The sequence below is a fragment of the Pedobacter sp. KLB.chiD genome, assembly GCF_047040275.1.
GTDB lineage: Bacteria > Bacteroidota > Bacteroidia > Sphingobacteriales > Sphingobacteriaceae > Pedobacter.
The window spans coordinates 5,248,495-5,270,296 of the sequence record NZ_CP178207.1 but is presented as its reverse complement, the minus strand read 5'-3'; the positions used below and the strand labels follow the sequence as shown (position 1 = coordinate 5,270,296).

Annotated in this window: 19 protein-coding genes; 7 read left to right on the top strand and 12 right to left on the bottom strand. The window is 39.1% G+C overall.

Features of this window, described 5'->3' with window-relative positions; all coding sequences use genetic code 11:
* Nucleotides 1–65 precede the first annotated feature (65 nt).
* The 3 genes from ACK1I8_RS21820 to recJ form a co-directional block, all read right to left on the bottom strand.
* Nucleotides 66–1,583, bottom strand: a complete 1,518-nt coding sequence (locus ACK1I8_RS21820) for a GH3 auxin-responsive promoter family protein (protein ID WP_412467357.1) — start codon at nt 1,581–1,583, stop codon at nt 66–68.
* A gap of 166 nt (nt 1,584–1,749) precedes the next feature.
* Nucleotides 1,750–2,490 (bottom strand): LPS export ABC transporter ATP-binding protein, encoded by a 741-nt coding sequence (gene lptB / locus ACK1I8_RS21815; RefSeq protein ID WP_412467356.1) that lies wholly within the window; start codon nt 2,488–2,490, stop codon nt 1,750–1,752.
* A 94-nt stretch (nt 2,491–2,584) separates the two neighbouring features.
* Nucleotides 2,585–4,285 carry a single-stranded-DNA-specific exonuclease RecJ gene (gene recJ, locus ACK1I8_RS21810; protein ID WP_412467355.1) on the bottom strand — a complete coding sequence of 567 codons (1,701 nt, stop codon included), beginning with the start codon at nt 4,283–4,285 and terminating at the stop codon, nt 2,585–2,587.
* 235 nt (nt 4,286–4,520) lie between these two features.
* On the opposite strand from recJ, the gene ACK1I8_RS21805 reads away from it, so the two are divergent.
* Nucleotides 4,521–5,288, top strand: a complete 768-nt coding sequence (locus ACK1I8_RS21805) for an MBL fold metallo-hydrolase (RefSeq protein ID WP_412467354.1) — start codon at nt 4,521–4,523, stop codon at nt 5,286–5,288.
* A gap of 471 nt (nt 5,289–5,759) precedes the next feature.
* On the opposite strand, the gene ACK1I8_RS21800 is transcribed toward ACK1I8_RS21805, so the two are convergent.
* Complete coding sequence (locus ACK1I8_RS21800) at nt 5,760–6,344, bottom strand: YceI family protein (RefSeq protein ID WP_412467353.1); 585 nt, start codon at nt 6,342–6,344, stop codon at nt 5,760–5,762.
* A gap of 557 nt (nt 6,345–6,901) precedes the next feature.
* A complete protein-coding gene (gcvP, locus tag ACK1I8_RS21795) occupies nt 6,902–9,778 on the bottom strand; it encodes an aminomethyl-transferring glycine dehydrogenase (RefSeq protein ID WP_412467352.1) in 2,877 nt (958 codons plus the stop codon).
* Between the two features lie 473 nt (nt 9,779–10,251).
* On the opposite strand from gcvP, the gene ACK1I8_RS21790 reads away from it, so the two are divergent.
* Genes ACK1I8_RS21790 through ACK1I8_RS21780 form a run of 3 tightly spaced genes read left to right on the top strand, consistent with a single transcriptional unit; the run spans nt 10,252 to nt 12,504 of the window.
* Nucleotides 10,252–10,590 (top strand): PadR family transcriptional regulator, encoded by a 339-nt coding sequence (locus ACK1I8_RS21790; protein ID WP_412467351.1) that lies wholly within the window; start codon nt 10,252–10,254, stop codon nt 10,588–10,590.
* Nucleotides 10,587–11,177, top strand: a complete 591-nt coding sequence (locus tag ACK1I8_RS21785) for an HAAS signaling domain-containing protein (protein WP_412467350.1) — start codon at nt 10,587–10,589, stop codon at nt 11,175–11,177. Before ACK1I8_RS21790 ends, ACK1I8_RS21785 begins: the two co-directional genes overlap by 4 nt.
* A 4-nt stretch (nt 11,178–11,181) precedes the next feature.
* Complete coding sequence (locus ACK1I8_RS21780; RefSeq protein WP_412467349.1) at nt 11,182–12,504, top strand: serine hydrolase domain-containing protein; 1,323 nt, start codon at nt 11,182–11,184, stop codon at nt 12,502–12,504.
* Between the two features lie 46 nt (nt 12,505–12,550).
* Here ACK1I8_RS21780 and ACK1I8_RS21775 read toward each other — a convergent pair whose 3' ends face one another.
* The 3 genes from ACK1I8_RS21775 to ACK1I8_RS21765 form a co-directional block, all read right to left on the bottom strand.
* Entirely contained in the window at nt 12,551–13,114 is a 564-nt protein-coding gene (locus ACK1I8_RS21775) for a hypothetical protein (protein ID WP_412467348.1), read from the bottom strand.
* 106 nt (nt 13,115–13,220) lie between these two features.
* Nucleotides 13,221–14,126 (bottom strand): EamA family transporter, encoded by a 906-nt coding sequence (locus tag ACK1I8_RS21770; protein WP_412467347.1) that lies wholly within the window; start codon nt 14,124–14,126, stop codon nt 13,221–13,223.
* Between the two features lie 102 nt (nt 14,127–14,228).
* Entirely contained in the window at nt 14,229–14,945 is a 717-nt protein-coding gene (locus tag ACK1I8_RS21765; RefSeq protein WP_412467346.1) for a pyridoxine 5'-phosphate synthase, read from the bottom strand.
* An 83-nt stretch (nt 14,946–15,028) separates the two neighbouring features.
* Here ACK1I8_RS21765 and ACK1I8_RS21760 point away from each other — a divergent pair, with 83 nt between their 5' ends.
* The 3 genes from ACK1I8_RS21760 to ACK1I8_RS21750 all read left to right on the top strand — a co-directional run bounded on the left by ACK1I8_RS21760 (nt 15,029) and on the right by ACK1I8_RS21750 (nt 18,326).
* Nucleotides 15,029–16,663 carry an ArnT family glycosyltransferase gene (locus ACK1I8_RS21760; protein ID WP_412467345.1) on the top strand — a complete coding sequence of 545 codons (1,635 nt, stop codon included), beginning with the start codon at nt 15,029–15,031 and terminating at the stop codon, nt 16,661–16,663.
* A 1-nt stretch (nt 16,664) separates the two neighbouring features.
* Entirely contained in the window at nt 16,665–17,045 is a 381-nt protein-coding gene (locus ACK1I8_RS21755; RefSeq protein WP_412467344.1) for a GtrA family protein, read from the top strand.
* A gap of 300 nt (nt 17,046–17,345) precedes the next feature.
* Complete coding sequence (locus ACK1I8_RS21750; RefSeq protein ID WP_412467343.1) at nt 17,346–18,326, top strand: polysaccharide deacetylase family protein; 981 nt, start codon at nt 17,346–17,348, stop codon at nt 18,324–18,326.
* 166 nt (nt 18,327–18,492) lie between these two features.
* Here ACK1I8_RS21750 and ACK1I8_RS21745 read toward each other — a convergent pair whose 3' ends face one another.
* The 4 genes from ACK1I8_RS21745 to ACK1I8_RS21730 form a co-directional block, all read right to left on the bottom strand.
* The gene (locus ACK1I8_RS21745; RefSeq protein WP_412467342.1) at nt 18,493–18,843 is read right to left on the bottom strand and encodes a DUF6370 family protein; all 351 of its coding nucleotides are present in this window, start codon (nt 18,841–18,843) and stop codon (nt 18,493–18,495) included.
* A gap of 332 nt (nt 18,844–19,175) precedes the next feature.
* Nucleotides 19,176–20,492, bottom strand: a complete 1,317-nt coding sequence (gene ahcY, locus ACK1I8_RS21740; protein WP_412467341.1) for an adenosylhomocysteinase — start codon at nt 20,490–20,492, stop codon at nt 19,176–19,178.
* Between the two features lie 578 nt (nt 20,493–21,070).
* The gene (locus tag ACK1I8_RS21735; RefSeq protein ID WP_412467340.1) at nt 21,071–21,493 is read right to left on the bottom strand and encodes a hypothetical protein; all 423 of its coding nucleotides are present in this window, start codon (nt 21,491–21,493) and stop codon (nt 21,071–21,073) included.
* 8 nt (nt 21,494–21,501) lie between these two features.
* The gene (locus ACK1I8_RS21730) at nt 21,502–21,792 is read right to left on the bottom strand and encodes a hypothetical protein (RefSeq protein ID WP_412467339.1); all 291 of its coding nucleotides are present in this window, start codon (nt 21,790–21,792) and stop codon (nt 21,502–21,504) included.
* Nucleotides 21,793–21,802 lie beyond the last annotated feature (10 nt).

Sequence of the window (21,802 nt, the reverse complement as noted above, 5' to 3'; positions counted from 1 at the left end):
GGTAGCTTGTCGAAGTGCCTTTATATGGTCTTCGACAGGCTCAGACTGACATATCTAAATCAAACTCAAGCTGATTTCATCATCTCCAAAATATCCTCGATATATTTGCGCTCATTGGCTAATCGGGGTACTTTATGCTGTCCACCTAACTTATCTTTTGCCTTTAACCAGTTATAAAAAGTATGGGCAGGGGCATTGTGTACTTTAGGACGGGCCAGCGCCATATCTTTAAATCTTTTGGCGTCGTAATCAGAATTCACCTCGCGTAAGGTCTGGTCCATCACATCCACAAATTTTTCAAAATCATCAGGCTGCTTATCAAATTCAATGATCCATTCATGTCCGCCGGCCTTTTCATCTTTAAAATAAATCGGCCCTGCAGTATAATCTTTTATTTCAGCACCTGTTTGCTGGCAGGCTTTAGTTAAGGCCTGTTCTGCATTATCAATAATTACCTCTTCGCCAAAGGCATTAATAAAATGTTTAGTGCGACCGGTTATTTTTATGCGGTAAGGATAAAGAGAGGTGAACTGAATGGTATCGCCAATCATGTAACGCCACAAGCCACCATTTGTAGAAATAACGATAGCGTAATTTTTATGCAATTCTACCTCACCCAACAGTAGTGCTTTAGGATTTTCATCTCCTATATTTTCCATCGGCACAAATTCATAGAAGATCCCATAATCTAGCATCAACAGCATTTCTTCCGAATGGTCCTGATCCTGAATGCCGAAAAAGCCTTCGGATGCATTATAAGTTTCCAGATAATACATCTCACCTGAAGGAATAAGCTGTTTGAACTGTTCGCGATAAGGTGTAAAGTTTACTGCTCCGTGGATATATAATTCGAGGTTCGGCCAAACCTCCAATAAGTTCTGCTTTCCGGTCAGCGCCAGCACTTTTTTAGCCAGCACGATGGTCCAGGTGGGTACGCCCGATATACTGGTTACGTTTTCATTAATGGTGGCTTCTGCCATCCGATCCATCTTGATTTCATAATTGTCCATCAAAGCGATAGACATGTCGGGGGTGCGGTAATATTCTGCCCATATGGGAAGGTTTTTGATCAGCACAGCCGATAAATCACCATAAAAACAATCTTCGTTTAACTGATTAACCCGATGGCTGCCTCCTAAAACCAAACCTTTTCCGGTAAACATCTGGTTATCCGGGCGGTTATTACAATAGATAGAAAGCATATCTTTCCCCCCTTTGAAGTGGCACTCTTCCAAAGATTCTTCAGAGACTGGTATAAATTTACTCCTATCGCTTGTGGTACCCGAAGATTTTGCAAACCATTTGATATCGGATGGCCAAAGAATATTTTGTTCGCCATTGAGCATGCGTTCGATATATGGCTTCAGTGAATCATAATTTTGGATCGGAACACGCTCTTGATATTGTCGAGGAGTTAGAATTGATTTATAATCATACAATTTGCCCCATTCTGTATTTTCTGCACTATCAATCAGGCTATGAAACCACTCTTCCTGAACATCGTGGGGATATTTCATAAAAAGCTCAATCTGGTGGATCCGCTTTTTCATTAACCAGGTAAAAATTGAATTTACAATTGCCATTTCTAAATGTTAAAGTGAATGACCCTCATTTTGCCAGAGATTTTCATACTTACGAATTGATTACACGAAGATATGCGGAGATTTTTATACACAATAAATTTAATAGCTTTTGGTTTAACGTTGCGATTAGGCAACACGCCAGGTTGAATTTTGTTTGTTAACTATTTTAAATATCAAATTTCTTACGTTTCAGTACAAAATTCGACCCCAAGTATACTTTTCTCACCATTTCATTCTCAGCAAGCACTTCCGGAACCCCCTGCTCCAGGATTTTTCCTTCGAAAAGCAAATATGCCCTGTCAGTAATAGAAAGTGTTTCCTGTACGTTGTGATCGGTAATTAGAATTCCAATATTTTTATGTTTCAGCTTAGCCACAATACTTTGGATTTCCTCTACCGCAATAGGATCAACCCCGGCAAAGGGTTCGTCCAATAAAATAAAATTAGGGTTTGCAGCTAAAGCACGGGCAATTTCGGTACGGCGGCGTTCACCGCCAGATAATAAATCGCCACGATTTTTGCGTACTTTATGCAAACTAAACTCATTGATCAGCTCTTCGAGTTTATCACGCTGCTCTTCCTTAGTCAATTTGCTCATTTCCAAAATGGCCAGGATATTATCCTCTACGGTAAGTTTTCTAAAAACAGATGCTTCCTGGGCCAGATAACCGATTCCTTTTTGCGCCCTGCGGTACATCGGATCTTCAGTAATATCCTCTTCCTCTAAAAAGATACGTCCCTCATTTGGTTTGATCAAACCCACAATCATGTAAAAGGAAGTGGTTTTCCCCGCACCGTTTGGGCCTAAAAGGCCAACAATTTCCCCTTGACTTACATTAAAGGAAACATTGTTTACAACAGTACGCTGTTTATATTTTTTAACCAGATTTTCGGCTCTTAAGATCATATATTTATCGATCCGTCATGCTGAACTTGATTCAGCATCTTACTCAAAAGATTCCTGACACCGATATGAAATCGGGACAGGATGACGATTTATTTTATTTAACTTTTATTCCTTTAATATTTAACTGCAAACGTTTTTTATCACGCCATACATTCTCTTCTAACGTATAACAAACGGAAAACGGTACCCTTGGTTGTAAAAGACTTTGAAATTCTGCCAACCCAAATGCAATGCCCTCAAAAATAGGCGAATTTTGTTGTTTTATATTAATTTTTAAATGATTTTGGCCAACGGCCATGGCATGCTGAGCCAGATATACATTATGGGTAACAAAAACCGGCGCCATATTTTCTGGCCCAAAAGGCCCCATTTGCGATAAAACGCGGAAAAATTTACCATCTATCTGCGTCAGTTCAATTTCAGCGTCAATCCTGATCATGGGGGTAAGCAGTTCTTCGGTAATGCTAGCCGACACAATTTCTTCAAATTTATCGGCAAAGGCATTTACATTGTGTTCCTGCATGGTTAAACCAGCCGCAAATTTATGTCCACCGTACTGATCCAGTAAATGCGCACAACCGCTTAAAGCTTCATATAAATCAAAACCCACTACCGATCGGCACGAACCGGCTACATGCCCGTTTGATTTAGTGAGTACAATAGTCGGGCGGTAATATTTTTCCGTTAAACGCGAAGCCACTATCCCAATTACCCCCTTATGCCAATTTTCGTTAAATACCACAGTTGTTTTTCTGTTGATGAGGATTTCGCTTTCGCCAATTAATGCCAAAGCTTCGCGGGTAATGTCCTGATCGTAGGTTTTACGTTCGGTATTTTTTAGATTAATGAGTTCACTCTGTTCCAATGCGTTACCATCTACCTGGCAAAGTAACATGGCAACAGCATGTTTTGCATGGTCTATCCTACCAGCTGCATTAATACGCGGACCTAATGTGAAAACCACATCGGTAATGGAATAATTTTCAGTTTTGCCCGAAACTTCCATCAGGGCGCGTAAACCTTCGCAAGGATTGGTATTCAGTTTTTTTAAGCCGTAATATGCCAAAATCCTATTCTCGCCTACCACAGGTACAATATCGGCTGCAATACTCACCATCACTAAATCTAAATATTGCAGATAGGTTTCTTTAGGAAGCTGATGTTTCTGGGCATAAGCCTGGGCCAATTTAAAACCGATCCCGCAGCCAGCCAGCTCTTTAAAGGGATATTCACAATCAACGCGTTTAGGGTCCAAAACCGCGACGGCTTGTGGAAGTTCATCTCCCGGCAAATGGTGATCACAGATAATGAAATCAATCCCCAGTTTATTGGCGTAATCAATTTTATCGATTGATTTTATTCCACAATCTAATGCAATAATTAAGGAAAACCCATTTTCATTCGCATAGTCAATCCCAGCAATAGAAATGCCATAGCCTTCCAGATAACGGTCTGGGATGTAATACTCTATATTTTGAGTAAGCCTGGAAAAGAAACTGAAGGCCAGAGCAACCGAAGTGGTACCATCAACATCGTAATCGCCATAGATTAATATTTTTTCATGGCTGGCCAATGCCTTTTCAATACGGGCTACAGCAATATCCATATCCTTCATTAAAAAAGGATCATGGAGGCGATCAAGATCAGGTCGGAAGAAATCTTTCGCCTGATCAAAATCACAGACATTCCGCTGCACGAGAATTTGTGCCAATGAGCGGTCTATGTTAAGTTGTTCTGCTACTTTTGCTACCGTATCATCATTACAATCTGACGCAAGTACCCATCTTTTTTCCATTTTATACTGTCTCCGAACAGTAAATATACGTTTTAATTGGATATGACAGCGCTAAACTTAAGTGTACTGCCTTACAAAGTGTTTAAATACAAAAAGTTAGATTTTATTCCAATAACGAATGTGGTTTTAATCATATCATTTTGAAAAGCCCTGTCGAAAGTGATTACACGTGGGTTTATGATAAATACTAATTTTTAGATTGTTACCTTTGTACACACCTTAAAAGATTCATATTTTGCAAGTACACACCCTATTCGAAGGAACCTACTCTGTTGATGCCTCAAAGAAATTTGTGCCTTTCGATTCCGCTATACACAGTTATAAGGACAGACCTGCTTCATTATTTATCAATGTTCAGCCTTTTTTGGTTGAGCTGAAAAACGACCTCGTACTTTTTGATACGGGTTTAGGTTTTAGTGATGACCATGGCGAACTGATTTTACATCAAAACATCCGCAATGCAGGTTTCGATCCCACTGATGTAACCAAAGTTTTAATGTCGCACTTACATTACGACCATTCTGGTGGTATGATCCATAAAAAAAGCAATGATCAAGTAGAACTAAGTTTCCCTGATGCCGAATATGTAATAAACCGGGGCGAATGGGAAACCGCTTTCAGCAGCAGTTCATCATCTTACCATACCGATATTTTTGATTTTGTACAGCGTAACGCGCAATTGAAGTTTGTGGAAGGTGATGGTGCTTTGGATGAAACCATTGCTTACGAATTTACCGGGGCGCATTGCCCAAACCACCAGGTTTTTCTTTTGACGGAGGGCAATCAGAAAGTATTTTTTGGCGGCGATGTTTTACCGGAACCAGAAGAACTGGTCAAAAATTTTATTGCCAAGTATGATTTCGACGGCCGCAAAGCCATGGAACTGCGCAAAGAATTTGGTAAACGAGCAGCCGATGAGAATTGGGAGTGTTTGTTCTACCATGGAAAAAGTGCAGCAACCGGTTTCGTAGATGCTGTTGAAGGTGGATTTAAGATAAGATAGTTTAGGGTTTAGGGTTTAGGGTTTAGGGTTTAGGGTTTAGGGTTTAGGGTTTAGGGTTTAGGGCGAAACAGATACTAAAGTAATTTAGTACGATTTGAGTTTAAAAAATCAATATCTTTTTATTTCTGTGTGCACTTACGTCGTTCCGTCATCTCGACCGGAGCAACGCGAAGTGGAGAGATCTTTCGACTTTGCAGTACTTGCTACTTACTTTACCCTGTTTTTTTAAAACCTCCAATTTTTACCGCAAAGCGCACAAAGAAGATTCGCAAAGCACGCATAGTTGCTTTTTTACCACAAAGATCACAGAGAAAATGCACAAAGTACACAAAGCTGGGTGCTTATAGAGTCTCCGTGCTCCTCTGTGTAAAACTCAATGCATTCTGTGGTAAAAACTTAACGCTCTTCGCGGTTAAACGAAAAAAGCCCCGGCAATTGCCGGGGGCTTTCCATTTTCCGAGACTGGAAAAATTATTTTTTAGCTACCAATTTAACAGACAATTCGAAGTTATCGTCAATTGCTTTGTCGCCAATGCTATCGAAGAACGATTTTGAACCGTATTTGATGTCATATTTAGTTCTATCTACAATGATTTTACCCGCTAAAGCTGAAACTGTACCATCTGCATTAACCGTTACTGTTGCAGGGAAGCTTAATGGTTTAGTGATACCTTTGATGGTTAAATTACCGGTTACCGTTACGTTAGCACCTGAACCCGCAACTTTAGTAATAACGAAAGTTGAAGTTGGGAATTTAGCTGTACCAAAGAAATCGTCAGCTTTTAAGTGGCCTTCTAATTTGGCACTACCATCAGCATCTTTAATTGAAGTCATATCAATTACAAAAGTACCACCTGTTACGCTTTTACCATTAACCGCTAATGTACCTGACTGTAAAGCCACTGTTCCGTTGTGAGAACCGGTTACTTTTTTACCAATCCAGGTAATGGTTGATTTTGCTACATCTACAGTATAAGTTACTGGTTTAATAGTTGTAAAAGCTGATAAAGAAACAACTGCAACTAATAAAAAAATTGAAGAGATTTTTAATTTCATTTTCTGGTTTTTTAAAATTTGATACAAATATAGACGAACTACCTAACTCTTGTTGTTGACCTATGTTAAGTTTTTCAAAAATAATTGATTTATCAGAAGTCATGCTATTGACTGTGGCAAGATGTAAGGGTTAATTTACCGAATAGAAAATTTTTCACAATCGATGATTCAAACCTCCAATGTTCATTCTAAACCTGACAGCAGCGGAAATGCTTTTTGTTGTGTATTTACCGTAAAGGATTGTCGCATTGTTCCTGCTCTTAATGACGGCATTGAAAGCATATACTACAAAAAGATTGAAGCCCCTGCTGGCAGTACGGACAGAAAAGGCAGGGCTGTAACCGCCGATGAAAAAGCGACATTCGTTTCCAAAAAAAATCTGCAGGCTTTATGAAAAGGAATTCACAAAACCTGCAGATCAATATGTTCGTGAGAACACGACCTTAGCTCAAAATTTATCTCAATAGATTGCCAAGTCGTTCCTCCTCGCAATGACGATCGGGAGTAAGGCGATGGAAAGGAGCCCTAAACCCTCTATCTTCCCGCCTTCTACCTCACTAAGGAACTATTTCTTCCAAATAACTTTCCACCGGAGGACATGCACAGATTAATGATCTATCGCCATGGCTATCATTTACACGACCAACTGATGGCCAGAACTTACGCTCTAACACATAAGGAAGTGGAAAAGCAGCAGTTTGACGGCTATAAGCATGCTCCCAATCGTTTGCAGTAATGACCGAAACCGTGTGTGGTGCATTTTTTAACGGGTTATCCGTTTTATCGAAAGTTAAATTCTCTACCTGATCTATTTCTTTTTTGATGGCAATTAGAGCATCACAGAAGCGATCCAGTTCATGCTTAGGTTCAGATTCTGTCGGCTCAACCATTAAAGTACCTGCAACCGGGAATGAAACGGTAGGTGCATGGAAACCATAATCCATTAAACGTTTTGCGATATCGGTCACTTCAATTCCGAAAGATTTGAAAGCACGGCAATCTAAAATCATCTCGTGTGCGCAACGACCTTGAACACCTGAATAAAGCACAGGATAATGTTGCTCTAAACGTGCTTTCATGTAATTGGCGTTTAAAATGGCATATTTCGTAGCGTTGGTTAAACCTTCAGCACCCATCATGGCAATATATGCATGAGAAATGATCAGGATTGAAGCCGAACCCCATGGTGCGGACGAAACTGCAGAAATCGATTTCCCTTTATCAATATCCACTACAGCATGACCAGGAAGATAAGGAACCAGGTGTTTCGCTACCCCGATCGGCCCCATACCAGGACCACCACCACCGTGTGGAATACAGAAAGTTTTGTGCAGGTTTAGGTGGCAAACATCGGCACCGATATTGGCCGGACTTGTTAAACCAACCTGCGCATTCATATTGGCACCGTCCATATAAACCTGTCCGCCGTTAGCGTGGATGGTTTCGCAGATTTCAATAATGCTTTCTTCAAATACCCCGTGTGTAGAAGGATAAGTTACCATTAAACAAGACAGGTTATCTTTGTGTAATTCTGCTTTAGCTTTTAAATCTTCAACATCAATATTACCGTTTTCTAAAGATTTGACCACTACAATTTTCATGTCGGCCATTGCAGCAGAAGCAGGGTTGGTTCCGTGTGCCGAAGCAGGAATCAACGCTACGTTACGGTGGAAATCGCCCCTATCATGGTGATAAGCACGGATAACCATTAAACCCGCATATTCACCCTGCGCACCAGCATTTGGCTGTAAGCTCATGGCAGCAAAACCGGTAATTTCGCTTAACCATTTATCCAGTTCGTTAAAAACAGAATAATAACCCAATACCTGATCGGCCGGGGCAAATGGGTGGATGCGACCGAAGTGAGACCAGGTAACCGGGATCATCTCTGCGGTAGCATTCAATTTCATGGTACAGCTACCCAAGGCAATCATCGAATGGCAAAGCGATAAATCCTTTGCTTCTAACGATTTAATATAACGCAACATTTCGTGTTCTGAATGGTGCGAATTAAAAATCGGATGTGTTAAATAAGCAGAAGTACGTTGTAAAGCCTCAGGAATAACAGTTTCTACACTATCAACCACCTCTACCTGATCGCCAGCAAAACCTTTAGCCCTTGCAAATATTTTGGCAATTAAAGTGATGTCTTCAAAAGTAGTGGTTTCATCAACCGAAATGGTAACCGTATTACCTACATAATTTAAGTTAATTTCATTATCTAAACAATAAGCGTGAATACCACCTTTTAAATCGCCAAGATCGAAACGGATGGTATCGAAATAGGCTGAATTTAACTGCTCATAACCCAGATTATTAAGGGTTGATGCCAAACTGATGGCCAAACCGTGTGTACGTTCAGCAATGGCTTTTAATCCTTTCGGGCCATGGTAAGCGGCATAAAAACCGGCCATAATAGCCAGTAATGCCTGTGCGGTACAAATGTTTGAAGTTGCTTTATCCCTACGGATGTGCTGCTCGCGCGTCTGTAATGCCATACGTAAAGCATAATCACCTTGGCTATCAATGGTTACCCCGATGATACGGCCAGGGATATTGCGTTTATATTCTTCCTTAGTGGCAAAAAATGCAGCATGTGGTCCACCAAAACCCATTGGAATACCTAAACGCTGTGTGGTACCTACTACTACATCAGCACCCCACTCGCCCGGAGGCGTTAACAAGGTTAAGCTTAAAATATCAGCAACTACGGTTAATTTAATATTTTGACTATGTAAAGCTGATGCGAAAGTGGCATAATCAAAAACTTCGCCATTACCAGCCGGATACTGAACAATTGCGCCGAAAAATTCATCGGTAGCCGTGAAATCCAAATGGTTGCCGATCACCAGCTCAATACCATAAGGATTAGCACGTGTTTTTAAAATATCGATGGTTTGAGGAAAAAGTAATGCTGAAACGAAAAACTTTTTAGCTGCCTGGTTTTTGCGTAAGCTGTACTGCATAAACATAGCCTCGGCTGCAGCAGTACCTTCATCCAGTAAAGATGCATTGGCAATTTCCATTCCGGTTAAATCGATAACCATGGTCTGGAAATTTAACAAAGCCTGCAAACGGCCTTGCGCAATTTCTGCCTGATATGGCGTATATTGTGTATACCATCCCGGGTTTTCGAATACGTTACGTAAAATAACACCAGGGGTAATGGTATCGTAATAACCTTGACCGATAAAGCTTTTGAAAACTTTATTCAACAATGAAGTTTGTTTTAAAGCACCAAGATATTCAGTTTCTGATTTCGCTGCCGGCAGGTTTAAAGGTTGTTTTAACCTGATTGCCGTGGGAACAGTCTGTTCAATTAGCTCGTCGATAGAATTTACGCCAACAGTTTGCAACATTTCGGCTGTATCAGCCTCATTAGGAGCAATATGACGATTTTGAAAATCTTCCTTGTAGTGGATATTTAAGCTCATGCGGTATGAATAATAAATTTGCGTGCAAAGGTAGCAAAAATGAAGCTGTATTTCACTATCAATCAGTGTAAAAAAGGCGTCTTATTTACGCTTAAAAGCGACAAAACAGATAGAATTTGTAATGGAAAGCAAGGTTACACTTTTCTACAACTTTTCCCTGATACTTTAATTATTTGGAAAGCGGTAGCGGTATTAAAATTTAAGTTTGTTTCTGCTATCCATTCCAATCTTTTTACAATCCTTTAATGCTGAGCTACGATGCATGGCAGCGTATTCAAATCATGATAACTAGAAAGGATTTCCACTGTTCTCAGGATATAATCACAACAGAACTGCAGAAAACAGTGTCGGGCAGCAAATACTCAAATCATATCCTTAAAATTATACAACTCATTTACAATCACTTACATCATAAATTTATTCTCATCGAGCCATACATTGTTATACTATGTATTTTGTTATACCTTTACGCTATGAACGAAGACTTTATTCATAAATGGATATCGCAGGTTAAAAAGGGGACCTTATCCTTTATTGTGCTCAATGTTTTAAAAAGCGGAAAGGCCTATTACGGTTATGATCTGATTAACGAAATCAAAAAGATTACGGAAATTGAAATTGCCGAAGGAACGCTATACCCGCTGATGAACCGGCTTAAAGATGAAAAACTGATTATATCAGAATGGGTTGAGCAAGAATCAGGCATCCCCAGAAAATATTACAGCATTACACCAGAAGGGAAAAACACAGTGAACAAAATGGAAGAATACTGGCACAACCTGAACAGCTCTGTTATAAAAATTACAAAATGAAATTAAAAGAAATACCATTTAAAGATCAATCTGCTGAGCGGATTTATCAGGATTATCTGTACAGAATAAGAAAAGAGGTTAAAGGACTCAATCAGCAAAATCAGGATGAAATATTAATGGAGCTGAACAGTCATATTTATGAAAACCTGCAGGAACATCCAACCGGAAACGAGGTCGAAAAGCTACTCAATATCCTGGAAAAGTTAGGAAGACCTGAAGAAATACTTAAACCATTAGTTGCTGACAAAAAATTAACAGAAGCGACTCAAACATTTAATCCTATAGCTGTTTTCAAAGCTTTATTGCTCAATTTAACCAATGGTATATCCTATATCATATTTTTCATCCTCTACTTGTTTCTATTTGGTTTTGTGTTTCTGATCGGTGCTAAGATATGGAATCCATCACAGGTAGGCTTTTTTTATAAACCGGGTGAAGTGTTTATAATCGGCCTTTCGAAAGGCCTGGTAAATCCAGCAGATGAAATTCTGGGCAACTGGTTTATTCCTGTAATGATTATCGTGACCGTTGCACTCTACTTCATGATCACCCTACTCCTCAAATTAAAAAGAACAATCAACAAATAATATCATGATCAAAAAATTAACATTCTTTATCTTTCTGACAACCTTAGTCCATTTTAGTTTTGCACAATCTTTTGATAAAACCAGGCTGGATGCTTATTTCGATACCCTTGGCAAATACAACAAGTTTATGGGCAGTATAGCCGTTGCTCAAAATGGTCATCTGATTTATCACCGTTCATTGGGTTTCGCCAATGTGGAAAAGCAGCAAAAAGCGAACGAAAGCACAATATACAGGATCGGATCTATCTCTAAAACCTTTACAGCTGCTTTAATTTTTAAAGCCATTGACGAAGAAAAAATAAGCCTCAACCAAACTATCCTGAAATTTTTCCCGGAAATCAAAAACGCCGGTAAAATCACCATCTCAAATTTGCTTGACCACAGAAGCGGGATACACGATTTTACAGATGATCAAGAGGAATTCCTGAAATGGCATACACAACCGAAAACCGAAAAAGAGATGATCGCCATCATCAGTAAGGGCGGGACTCATTTTGAGCCAGACACTCAATCTGATTACAGCAACTCGAACTATTTACTGCTATCATACATCCTCGAAAAAACTTTCAAAATGCCTTATGCGCAAATACTGGATAAATATATTGCCAAGCCTATTGGGTTAAAAAATACTTTTTTAGGTAAAAAGATTAATTCAAAAAATAACGAAGCCAGCTCGTACCGTTATGAAGGAGATTGGAAAATGGAGGATGAGACTGATATCTCCATTCCGCTTGGTGCTGGCGGGATTGTTTCCACACCGACCGATCTGGTGAAATTCGGCACAGCATTATTTGGTGGAAAAATAATTTCTCAAAAAAGTTTAGCCCAGATGAAAACCGTTAACGGCAAATACGGCATGGGCATTTCCGCTATTCCATTTTACGATAAGGAAGGTTTCGGTCATTCGGGCAGTATAGACGGTTTCAGCGCTACATTTTCTTATTTCAGTGATGGAAATATTGCTTATGCCTTGACAGGCAACGGCTCAAATTTTAACAATAACATCATTTCACTTGCTGTATTAAGCGCTGTTTTTAATAAGGAATATCGTATTCCCGATTTTAACACAGTGAAGCAAAGTACTGCAGACTTAAACAAATATTTAGGCACCTATGCATCAACGGCCATTCCGATAAAAATTAACATTACCAAAGACAATTCCGCTTTAATCGCACAGGCTACAGGTCAACCAGCCTTAAGATTAACATCCAATGGAAATCACGAATTTAAATTTGAAGAGGCGGGTATCCTGCTATCTTTCCACCCGGCAGAAAACCAAATGACCCTGAAACAGGGCGGAAAAGAATTTAAATTCACGAGGGAATAGTTAGATTAACGCAATTGGCAGGTTAGTTTAATACACGCTAATCTGCTTATTTCTGTACTTTCCATCCCTCATCTTTACTCAACTTTAATTTATAGGTTTTGGTAATGAAGTTGCTGTTTTTATTGGCTTCTTTATCAAAAGGCTCAAAATCGGTGGTATTCATCTCAAGCGATACCGTTACCTTGGCGGTGCTGGAGTTTACCTGTGCAAAATCAACCGGTTTCTCGTCAGACAATACATATTCTACCACTTTCACCGTTGCCCGGTCACCATCCTGTTTTAATACCAGCGGACTTGCTTTGTCGGTTAGCGTAATCTGATAAACAAAACTGCTGTCTTTTGAAAGAAACTTCTTTTTGGCTTCTTTTAAACTTAAAGTAACCAAACCTTTACTGGCCAAAGATTTATATTTTCCCAGTTCGAACATATCGTTTGTACTGTTGAATTTCATCTCACCAAACTTAAACCTGGTGGTTTTATATTCCGGATTGGCTTTCAGGTAATCAGTAATCACTTCAGCTGCTTCATCCTGATTGATGGTGGTTTTAGTTTTACATCCGGCTAAGCCGATCATGATCAGCGATAAAATATAAATCGTAACTTTTTTCATGTGTGATTGCTTTATGCTTGTTAAAGATATTTATTTTTTCAATAAGTGGGGTGCCGAAGGTCCGAAAGTCGGAAGATTATTTATCGCGTAACTTAACCTTACACCCTCAACCTTCCTGTCCTCCACCTTTTTTCAAATATTTCAGATTTGGTAAAACCATCGCCGATAAAATGACCACAACCCCAAGCCACCTTAAAAAAGAAACCTGTTCCTGCAATACAAAACCGGCCATCATTACGGCAACAGGTAATTCTGCCGCACTTAAAATGGAGCTAAGAGCAGTACCAATCCTTGGAACGCCTTCGGCATAAAATAACGGCGGAATTACGGTACCGAAAACTGAAATGATCAATCCCCATTTTAATAAACTTCCAGCCAAAGCACCATTAATTAAAAATACTGGCGGGAAGATGATGAAAATCAAAATACAGGCACCGGTAATCATGAGGGCACTTTTCTTTAGCGGTGCATATTCATTCCCGATCCTACCGCTCAACAATAAAAAACCGGCATAACAAAGTGCGGCAAGCAAGCCAAAACCAATACCTTTTAAATCCATGCTCTCCATACTGGTTTCTGCCATTCCGCTGGCCAAAACAGTACCGCCCAAAACCAATACGATAGCTGCTAACTGTAAACCGGTGGGTTTCTTTTTGAAAATGAGATACTCCATTAAAATACTCATCCAGATAAACTGCATCAGCAAAATGATGGCTACCGAATTAGGTACCAGCTTTACACATTGATAGTAAAATATACTTACCAAACCTGTACAGGTGCCTGCAATGAGCATTTGCCACCAGGGCGTTTTAGCAGGAAGAGCTTTAGCTTTATAAGCTGCAGTTCTGCTTTGCAAGAAAAATAATACCCATAAAATTACAGCACCGAAAAAAGCCTGTGCACCGGTAACATCGCCCAAAGTGTAACCATCATGATAGGCCAGTTTAACAAAAGTAGACAGGATGCCGAAACTACAGGCACCAAAAAAGACAAGGAGAATTCCTTTTAACATTATATATTTTTTATTTCAACCACAGCGAAAAAAAGTTTTACTCCGAGTTCGCAGAGGCGCTGTTTGCTCCGTGTACTTCTTTGTGCACTTTGTGGTTAAACCCTAAGCGAGCTGTTGTAAATATTTCTGTATGGTAGTTTCCAAACCTAGATAAAGTGCATCGCTAATTAAGGCATGACCGATTGAAACTTCTAACAAACCCGGGATGCTCTGGGCAAAATAATGCAGGTTGTGCAGATCCAGGTCATGACCGGCATTAATACCCAAACCTAAAGTATTGGCATGACGGGCAGCCGCGATATAATTAACAATCGCTTTTTCCCGGTCGGCAAAATAATTATGTGCATAAGCTTCGGTATATAATTCAATCCGGTCTGTTCCGGTTTCCGCCGCGCCATCAATCATTTCTACTTGTGGGTCAACAAAAATCGAAACACGGATGCCCTCTTTTTGAAAAACTGCAACCATCTCTCTTAGATAATCTTTATGTTTGATGGTATCCCAACCATGGTTCGAGGTTATCTGACCTTCTGCATCTGGAACTAAGGTCACCTGGGCAGGTTTATTCGCCAAAACCAGATCAACAAATTTATTTTCCTTACAATTTCCTTCAATGTTAAACTCGGTAGCAATAACCGCCTTTAGATCGTATACATCCTGGTAACGGATATGGCGTTCGTCGGGGCGTGGATGTACCGTAATTCCCTGCGCACCGAAACGTTCACAGTCTAGCGCAACCTTTACCAAATCGGGATTATTGCCCCCGCGGCTGTTGCGGAGCGTAGCAATTTTATTGATGTTAACCGATAACTTTGTCATAAAGCAAAGATAAGGCTTTGCCCCTGTTAATCTTAAACCTTAAAAAAATTTGACTTTTTTTTGCTCATATTTGCTTCCAGTAAATGAAAGACACCGCCCGATATAAAATTTTAATCATACTAGTTGCGCTCGTTAGCATACTGGCACTTTTTGGTGGCGTGATGGAACCCGATTCTGCACTGTATGCGTCCATAGCCAAAAATATGGTGCTGCGGAACGACTGGATCAATATTTATGTTCGCGGTACAGATTGGTTAGACAAACCACATTTAACTTTTTGGCTGGCGGCTGCCTCATTTAAAATTTTTGGAATAACAGCCTTCGCCTATAAACTTCCTTCCTTCTTATTTGGATTATTGGGTGCATGGTACCTTTATCAACTGGCAAAAGACATTTACAATGAAAAAACAGGATTGATCAGTGCATTGATTTTTTTAAGTTCGCTGCACATCCTCATTTCTACTTTCGATGTTCGTGCGGAGGTCTACATTACTACCTTTACCTTAGCAGCCATTTATCATTATTATAAAGCGCATCAGGGTTCTTTCTGGCATATTGTTGCAGGTTCATTTTTCGCTGCATGCGCCATCATGATTAAAGGCATATTTGTACTAATCCCCGTTTTTGGCGGATTCGTCATTTACTGGTTGCTCACCAGGCAATGGAAACAGTTGCTAAAGCTCAAATGGTGGACTGCCATTGCATTGATTTTTATTTTTATTATTCCGGAATTATATACTTTATATATACAATTCGACTTGCATCCCGAAAAGGTAGTATTTGGAAAAACCGGCGTATCTGGATTAAAGTTCTTCTTTTGGGACAGCCAGTTCGGCAGGTTCTTTAACAACGGACCTATAAAAGGTAAAGGCGATGTTTCATTCTTTTTGCACACTACCCTTTGGGCTTTTTTACCCTGGTCGATATTATTTTATGCTGCCGTAGTTAACCTCTTCAAAAAGAAAAACAGGGTGACTTTACCTGCCGAAAGCATCATGATCTGGACAAGCGCAGCCATTACCTTTTTATTGTTTTCGCTTTCGAAATTCCAGTTGCCGCATTATATTTTGATTATTTTGCCGCAATTCGCCATTGTTACGGCTTTGTTTATACAGCAATTGGAAGGCAAAAACCTGAAAGTGTTTTTTACCATCCAAAATGTACTGGCTGTTTTAATTGTTTTGATTTTATCTGCAGTTGCCGTCTTTTTTGGGTTTACAGATTACTATATAGCGATTGTGGTTTTAGTTATTTTACTGACAGCTTCTTTTTTAATCTTCAAAGGATTTAGAACCGAAAACTTACTGGCCAGAAGTGCGGTGATTTCCGTGGGTATGATGATTTTCTTATCGATATTTTTCTATCCATCAGTACTGAAATATGAATCGGGTATGGAAGCGGGAAACTGGCTAAAAAAGAATTATCCGCAATCCAAAGCTGCTGTTTTAATGTACCCGGATGCTTATTCCTTCGATTTTTATGCCAATGGCGAACCAAAATACTTTTGGAGTTATGAGGAATTGAATAAATCGAGGGATGAAAAAAATCTGGTGATTTACGCCGCGGAATCTGAACTGGCGAAACTGAAAAAAGAATATGGTGCGGAGGTGTTAAAATCGTTCGGATATTATCACATTACCAAGCTTACGCCAAAATTTATCAATGCCGAAACACGTCCTCAGCTACTGGAACATTTTTACCTGGTTAAATTGCATTAAAATGGATTTATTTTCCCGCATTATAAAATTTGGATTAACAGGCCTGCTCGGTATGGCAATCGATTTCGGAGCTACCTGGTTATGTAAAGAAAAGATAAAAATCAACAAGTATATTGCTAATGCCATTGGTTTTACTTTAGCCGTGACTAATAATTATCTGATTAACCGGATATGGACTTTCCAGAGTACCAATAGCCACTGGGGAACCGAATTCAGTAAGTTTTTGGTGGTCAGTTTAATCGGCTTAGGTTTAAATACTTTTATCATCTATCTTTTCCACCAAAGGAAAAACGGAACCAATTTTTATGTGGCGAAGTTTTTTGCAATTGTAATTGTATTTGTATGGAATTTTCTGGCGAATATGTTGTTTACTTTTAAATAGTTAACATAAAGATCCTGAAACAAATCCGACGGCATCGGATCAGGATGACGGTCAGCTAAAGATTTACGCGAATGGCCCGGACTAATAAACGAATGGCCGGTGAACGAATGAACTAATTTAAGAAACGTTTTTGCCAATAAAGTAGAACACAACAAGCCATATCAATCCTTTAATCAGGAAGAATAAAAATCCCACTAGCCCTACCCGCTTAAACCATAATTTTAATTTTTCTTTGTTCATAGCGATGTTTGTAAAGATAATGGATTTGGCTTAAATTAGAAAGATTTTAAATAAGGAAAAATGAAGTTATCTAAATTTACACTGCTGAGCATTTTTTGTATCTGCTTTTTCTGCACCGAAATTTTTGCGCAAAATTTTGAAAACATTAAACGCTACAAGGTAGATTTTGCCCTGGCAACACGAAATAATGAGCGGTTAATCGCCGTAAGGAGTTTCTCTGCAAACAACCAAAAATATTTATTATTGGTAAATCCTGAAACTTTAGATACCAAAATTGATTTGGCCAATAATTATACTACAAAAGGCCTACAATTTGCTAATGTACTTGCCATTTTTAAAAACACAGCTTATATCAAATCAATCGAAGCTGCAGCCGTTAAGGATCAGCAGTTGCAAAATGCAGGTATCGATCACGCCATTCCAAAGGAAAAAGGCATTACCTTAACCATTGATCTTTGTCCATCGCATAAGGCTTTAGACCGGATTATTTTCCAATCGGTTTTCGATGAATTTAAAAAAATAGAACAGCCTACACCACTCGCAATTTCAGTTTCAGGTAAGTGGATGTTAAAACATCAGGATGATTTGAACTGGTTAAAAAGTTTGGTAGAGAAAAAGGAATTGAATATTACCTGGGTAAACCATACTTATAATCACGAAGTCAATAAACTGCCATTAGCCGAAAATTTTCTATTGGCACCAGGTACCGATTTAGATGTAGAAGTACTGGAAAACGAAAAACTGATGTTAAAGAATGGTCTGACTCCTTCGGTATTTTTCCGCTTTCCCGGTCTGGTATCAGATAAAAAAATTGTGGAAAGAATCGAAGCCTACGGATTAATTCCAATCGGAAGCGATGCCTGGTTAGCCAAAGGACAGCAACCTAACGCGGGCAGCATTGTACTGATCCACGGCAACGGAAATGAAGAAATAGGCGTGAAAGATTTTATCCGGTTACTCCAAACAAAACAAGCTGACGTAAAGAATAAACAATGGTTACTTTTTGATTTAAGGCAGGGTTTGGAGAAAGAATTTGAATAATCTATCACGTTTTTAACCGCAGAGAACACAGAAAAAAAGGCACAAAGAACACAAAGCTAATTTTTCGTCATTGCGAGGAGGAACGACGAAGCAATCTTTAATGCAAGCGATCCTTATTAAATAGATTGCTTCGTCGGCTGAAAAAGCCTTCTCGCAATGACGTATTTTATCTAAACTGCTTCTTAACCGGCAATAACTTTATTTCTTTTGCTTTAAAGCGGTTATTGACGATTTCGCCGGTAATTTCTGCTTTGCGAACAGCATTGCAAAAACCATGTTCGCCATGGGCATCACCGAACTCATCAATGTCTTTTCCATCCACAAAATAAGGTTTGCCATCAATTTTAACCGCCAGTTCACAATCTTTACCCTTCATTTTAAACTGACATTCGCCACAGGCAATGTCTACCGTTTGTTTGGTGATTATTTTTGCTGTTTCAGCTTTCTTAGGTGTGGTTTGAGCATTTGCAGCAACGGAAAACACACCCCATAAAAGGGCAACTATTAACTTTTTCATTGTTTTTATTTTTTCAAATGTAAGTTTTCAGTAGCAAAAGAACCAAAGTCCGCTGTAAAATAAACCTGATAGAACGGAAAGACCGGAGCGAAGCATGAGTGAGGACTTGGAGGGATAGCAGGACTGAAGCCTCTGAAAAGAACAGAAACCAGCGTTTTTAAAAAATAGAGACTCATTTAACCGTTGATGGTATAATGACTTAAAAGTATTGGCACCCCCTTTCTGCGGCCACTTCCCTGAGGAGAGCAAATAAAAAAGGGACATGCAAATCTGCACATCCCTTTAACATTTATTGTCTTATGTTAACTGCTAACTAAAAACTGTAAACTGAACTAGTACCTATATGTATCTGCTTTAAACGGACCTTCAACCGGTACACCGATATAATCAGCCTGGTGTTGATCTAAAACATCTAATTCTACACCGATTTTTTCTAAGTGTAAACGGGCAACTTTTTCATCCAAATGTTTAGGTAAAGTATATACTTTGTTTTCATACTTATCAGTATTGGTCCAAAGTTCGATCTGCGCTAAAGTTTGGTTAGTAAAAGAGTTACTCATTACAAAACTTGGGTGACCAGTTGCACAACCTAAGTTAACCAAACGACCTTCAGCAAGAACGATCACGTCTTTTCCATCGATGGTATATTTATCAACCTGAGGTTTAATTTCTACTTTGGTATCGCCGTAAGCACCATTTAACCAGGCCATATCGATTTCGTTATCAAAGTGACCGATATTACAAACAATTGCTTTATCTTTTAATGCCCTGAAGTGTTGCTCGCGAACGATATCACAGTTACCAGTTGTAGTCACTACGATATCAGCTTCTTTAATGGCGTTAGCTAATTTTTTCACTTCGTAACCTTCCATTGCAGCCTGTAGCGCACAGATTGGGTCAATTTCAGTTACGATAACGCGTACACCTTGTGAGCTTAACGATTCTGCAGAACCTTTACCCACATCACCGTAGCCACAAACCACAGCTACTTTACCAGCCATCATCACATCGGTAGCACGACGGATCGCATCAACCAATGATTCGCGGCAACCGTATTTGTTATCGAATTTAGATTTGGTAACTGAATCGTTCACGTTAATTGCAGGTAAGTGCAAGGTTCCGTTTTTCATTCTTTCGTACAAACGGTGAACACCAGTGGTCGTTTCTTCTGATAAACCTTTAATACCTGCAATTAATTCAGGATATTTATCAAAAACCATATTGGTTAAATCGCCACCATCATCCAAAATCATGTTTAATGGCTGTTGCTCCGGACCGAAGTGTAAAGTTTGCTCAATACACCAGTCGAATTCTTCTTCATTCAAACCTTTCCAGGCATAAACCTGAATACCGGCAGCAGCAATTGCAGCCGCAGCGTGATCTTGTGTAGAAAAAATATTGCAAGATGACCAGGTAACTTCAGCACCAAGGGCCACCAACGTTTCGATTAATACAGCCGTTTGGATGGTCATGTGCAGACAGCCTGCAATACGCGCACCTTTTAACGGTTGTGATGGACCGAATTCTTTACGTAAACTCATTAAACCTGGCATTTCTGCTTCGGCTAATTCGATTTCTTTACGGCCCCATTCTGCCAGTGAAATGTCCTTAACTTTGTAAGGGATGTAAGTTGTCTCTACTGATGACATAATATAATTATTTAATTGTTTAAAAATCAGTCGATTACAAATAGTTTAATTTTGATACCCACTATTTGCCCACTTTATTTAAGAGTGCTATGTTTCGAGTTTCAAAATTACGCAATAGTTTAGCCAATATCAAAGCCTTATAAGTTAATACGTTCAAGGTTGTACATTATAACTTTACAATGGCAATGGCTGCGACCTTACGCACATATGTTGTGATGCGGGATAATTGCACTGGACATCATAAAAACGCCAATGTAATTTAAAATGATGTCAGCACTTATCAGCATTCTGGCTTTAACCTTAACATTCCTTACATTCTATAGGGAAATCTTATAGACTCAAAATGATTCAATACTTTTGATTTTATGTCAAATGTTGTAAAATTTAAATTAGCATCCAAGGCAATTATCGTTACGCCTTGAGCGGGATAAGCCATAAACTGTAATATGTATGGCCCAGGAAAACTTAATTTTTTTTGATTTCCAATTATTTATTGTGAGATCATCAACCATAAAACTATAAGTGTCACTACAGGTTAGCTGTAGTGGCACCATTCGCAGGTGTTTCCTAAATTGAATTCATTTTTTAAAACAATCTGTTGATATTTTTTTTAATTCAGCACGGGCTACAGAATCCAACTCTCTGCTCGCATAAAAATGCAATGCTTGAGCCATAAAATAGTTTTGGCCCTTATCACATTCACATAATTCGGGAGGAGGGATTTTATTATAAAAATCATGACCAATAGAATCAATCTTTTTAAAGAGTTCAGGTGAATAAATGCCTTCATAAGGATTCCCCACATCTCTTTTAGATATTTCTTTCAATGCATCGGTACCTTTATATGCTTCACTCAATATTGATAAAAACACTCTGTCTTTAAACGCATTTACACATGGGTTGGGCCCATTATTGAAGTCAAATCTTGGATAGCGATAATTTGTTTTGCAAGAGGACAGTACAAAAGAGCAAATCAGTATAAATGGCTTTAATATTTTCATATTATCAATTAGTTTAATACCCAAAGGTCAATCCAGGCTATGGGTCCTTCAAAATGACATTCCGTTCCACAGGTTGCGTCAGGATACAACAAGTCCGCATGGCCACTTGCCCAGTTCATGTTATCTGACACCATACAATATATTCCTTTTTTACCAGCTAGCAAACCGGGCAGATTTTGACCTCTATTTCCAACTTGTGATTTTAAAATCTTGCTATGATTTGCGTTTAAAGGAGTTGATGGATCACCATCATTTGTTCCAAAAGTTTTTGCATCCATGCATCCAGTTCTTTCGCTCACATTACTGGAG

What these genes read in the sequence shown, in the direction of transcription:
- ACK1I8_RS21820 (WP_412467357.1), bottom strand. Translation starts at nt 1,583, where the DNA reads ATGGCAATTGTAAATTCAATTTTTACCTGGTTAATGAAAAAGCGGATC.
- lptB (WP_412467356.1), bottom strand. Translation starts at nt 2,490, where the DNA reads ATGATCTTAAGAGCCGAAAATCTGGTTAAAAAATATAAACAGCGTACT.
- recJ (WP_412467355.1), bottom strand. Translation starts at nt 4,285, where the DNA reads ATGGAAAAAAGATGGGTACTTGCGTCAGATTGTAATGATGATACGGTA.
- ACK1I8_RS21800 (WP_412467353.1), bottom strand. Translation starts at nt 6,344, where the DNA reads ATGAAATTAAAAATCTCTTCAATTTTTTTATTAGTTGCAGTTGTTTCT.
- gcvP (WP_412467352.1), bottom strand. Translation starts at nt 9,778, where the DNA reads ATGAGCTTAAATATCCACTACAAGGAAGATTTTCAAAATCGTCATATT.
- ACK1I8_RS21790 (WP_412467351.1), top strand. Translation starts at nt 10,252, where the DNA reads ATGAACGAAGACTTTATTCATAAATGGATATCGCAGGTTAAAAAGGGG.
- ACK1I8_RS21785 (WP_412467350.1), top strand. Translation starts at nt 10,587, where the DNA reads ATGAAATTAAAAGAAATACCATTTAAAGATCAATCTGCTGAGCGGATT.
- ACK1I8_RS21780 (WP_412467349.1), top strand. Translation starts at nt 11,182, where the DNA reads ATGATCAAAAAATTAACATTCTTTATCTTTCTGACAACCTTAGTCCAT.
- ACK1I8_RS21775 (WP_412467348.1), bottom strand. Translation starts at nt 13,114, where the DNA reads ATGAAAAAAGTTACGATTTATATTTTATCGCTGATCATGATCGGCTTA.
- ACK1I8_RS21770 (WP_412467347.1), bottom strand. Translation starts at nt 14,126, where the DNA reads ATGTTAAAAGGAATTCTCCTTGTCTTTTTTGGTGCCTGTAGTTTCGGC.
- ACK1I8_RS21765 (WP_412467346.1), bottom strand. Translation starts at nt 14,945, where the DNA reads ATGACAAAGTTATCGGTTAACATCAATAAAATTGCTACGCTCCGCAAC.
- ACK1I8_RS21760 (WP_412467345.1), top strand. Translation starts at nt 15,029, where the DNA reads ATGAAAGACACCGCCCGATATAAAATTTTAATCATACTAGTTGCGCTC.
- ACK1I8_RS21755 (WP_412467344.1), top strand. Translation starts at nt 16,665, where the DNA reads ATGGATTTATTTTCCCGCATTATAAAATTTGGATTAACAGGCCTGCTC.
- ACK1I8_RS21750 (WP_412467343.1), top strand. Translation starts at nt 17,346, where the DNA reads ATGAAGTTATCTAAATTTACACTGCTGAGCATTTTTTGTATCTGCTTT.
- ACK1I8_RS21745 (WP_412467342.1), bottom strand. Translation starts at nt 18,843, where the DNA reads ATGAAAAAGTTAATAGTTGCCCTTTTATGGGGTGTGTTTTCCGTTGCT.
- ahcY (WP_412467341.1), bottom strand. Translation starts at nt 20,492, where the DNA reads ATGTCATCAGTAGAGACAACTTACATCCCTTACAAAGTTAAGGACATT.
- ACK1I8_RS21735 (WP_412467340.1), bottom strand. Translation starts at nt 21,493, where the DNA reads ATGAAAATATTAAAGCCATTTATACTGATTTGCTCTTTTGTACTGTCC.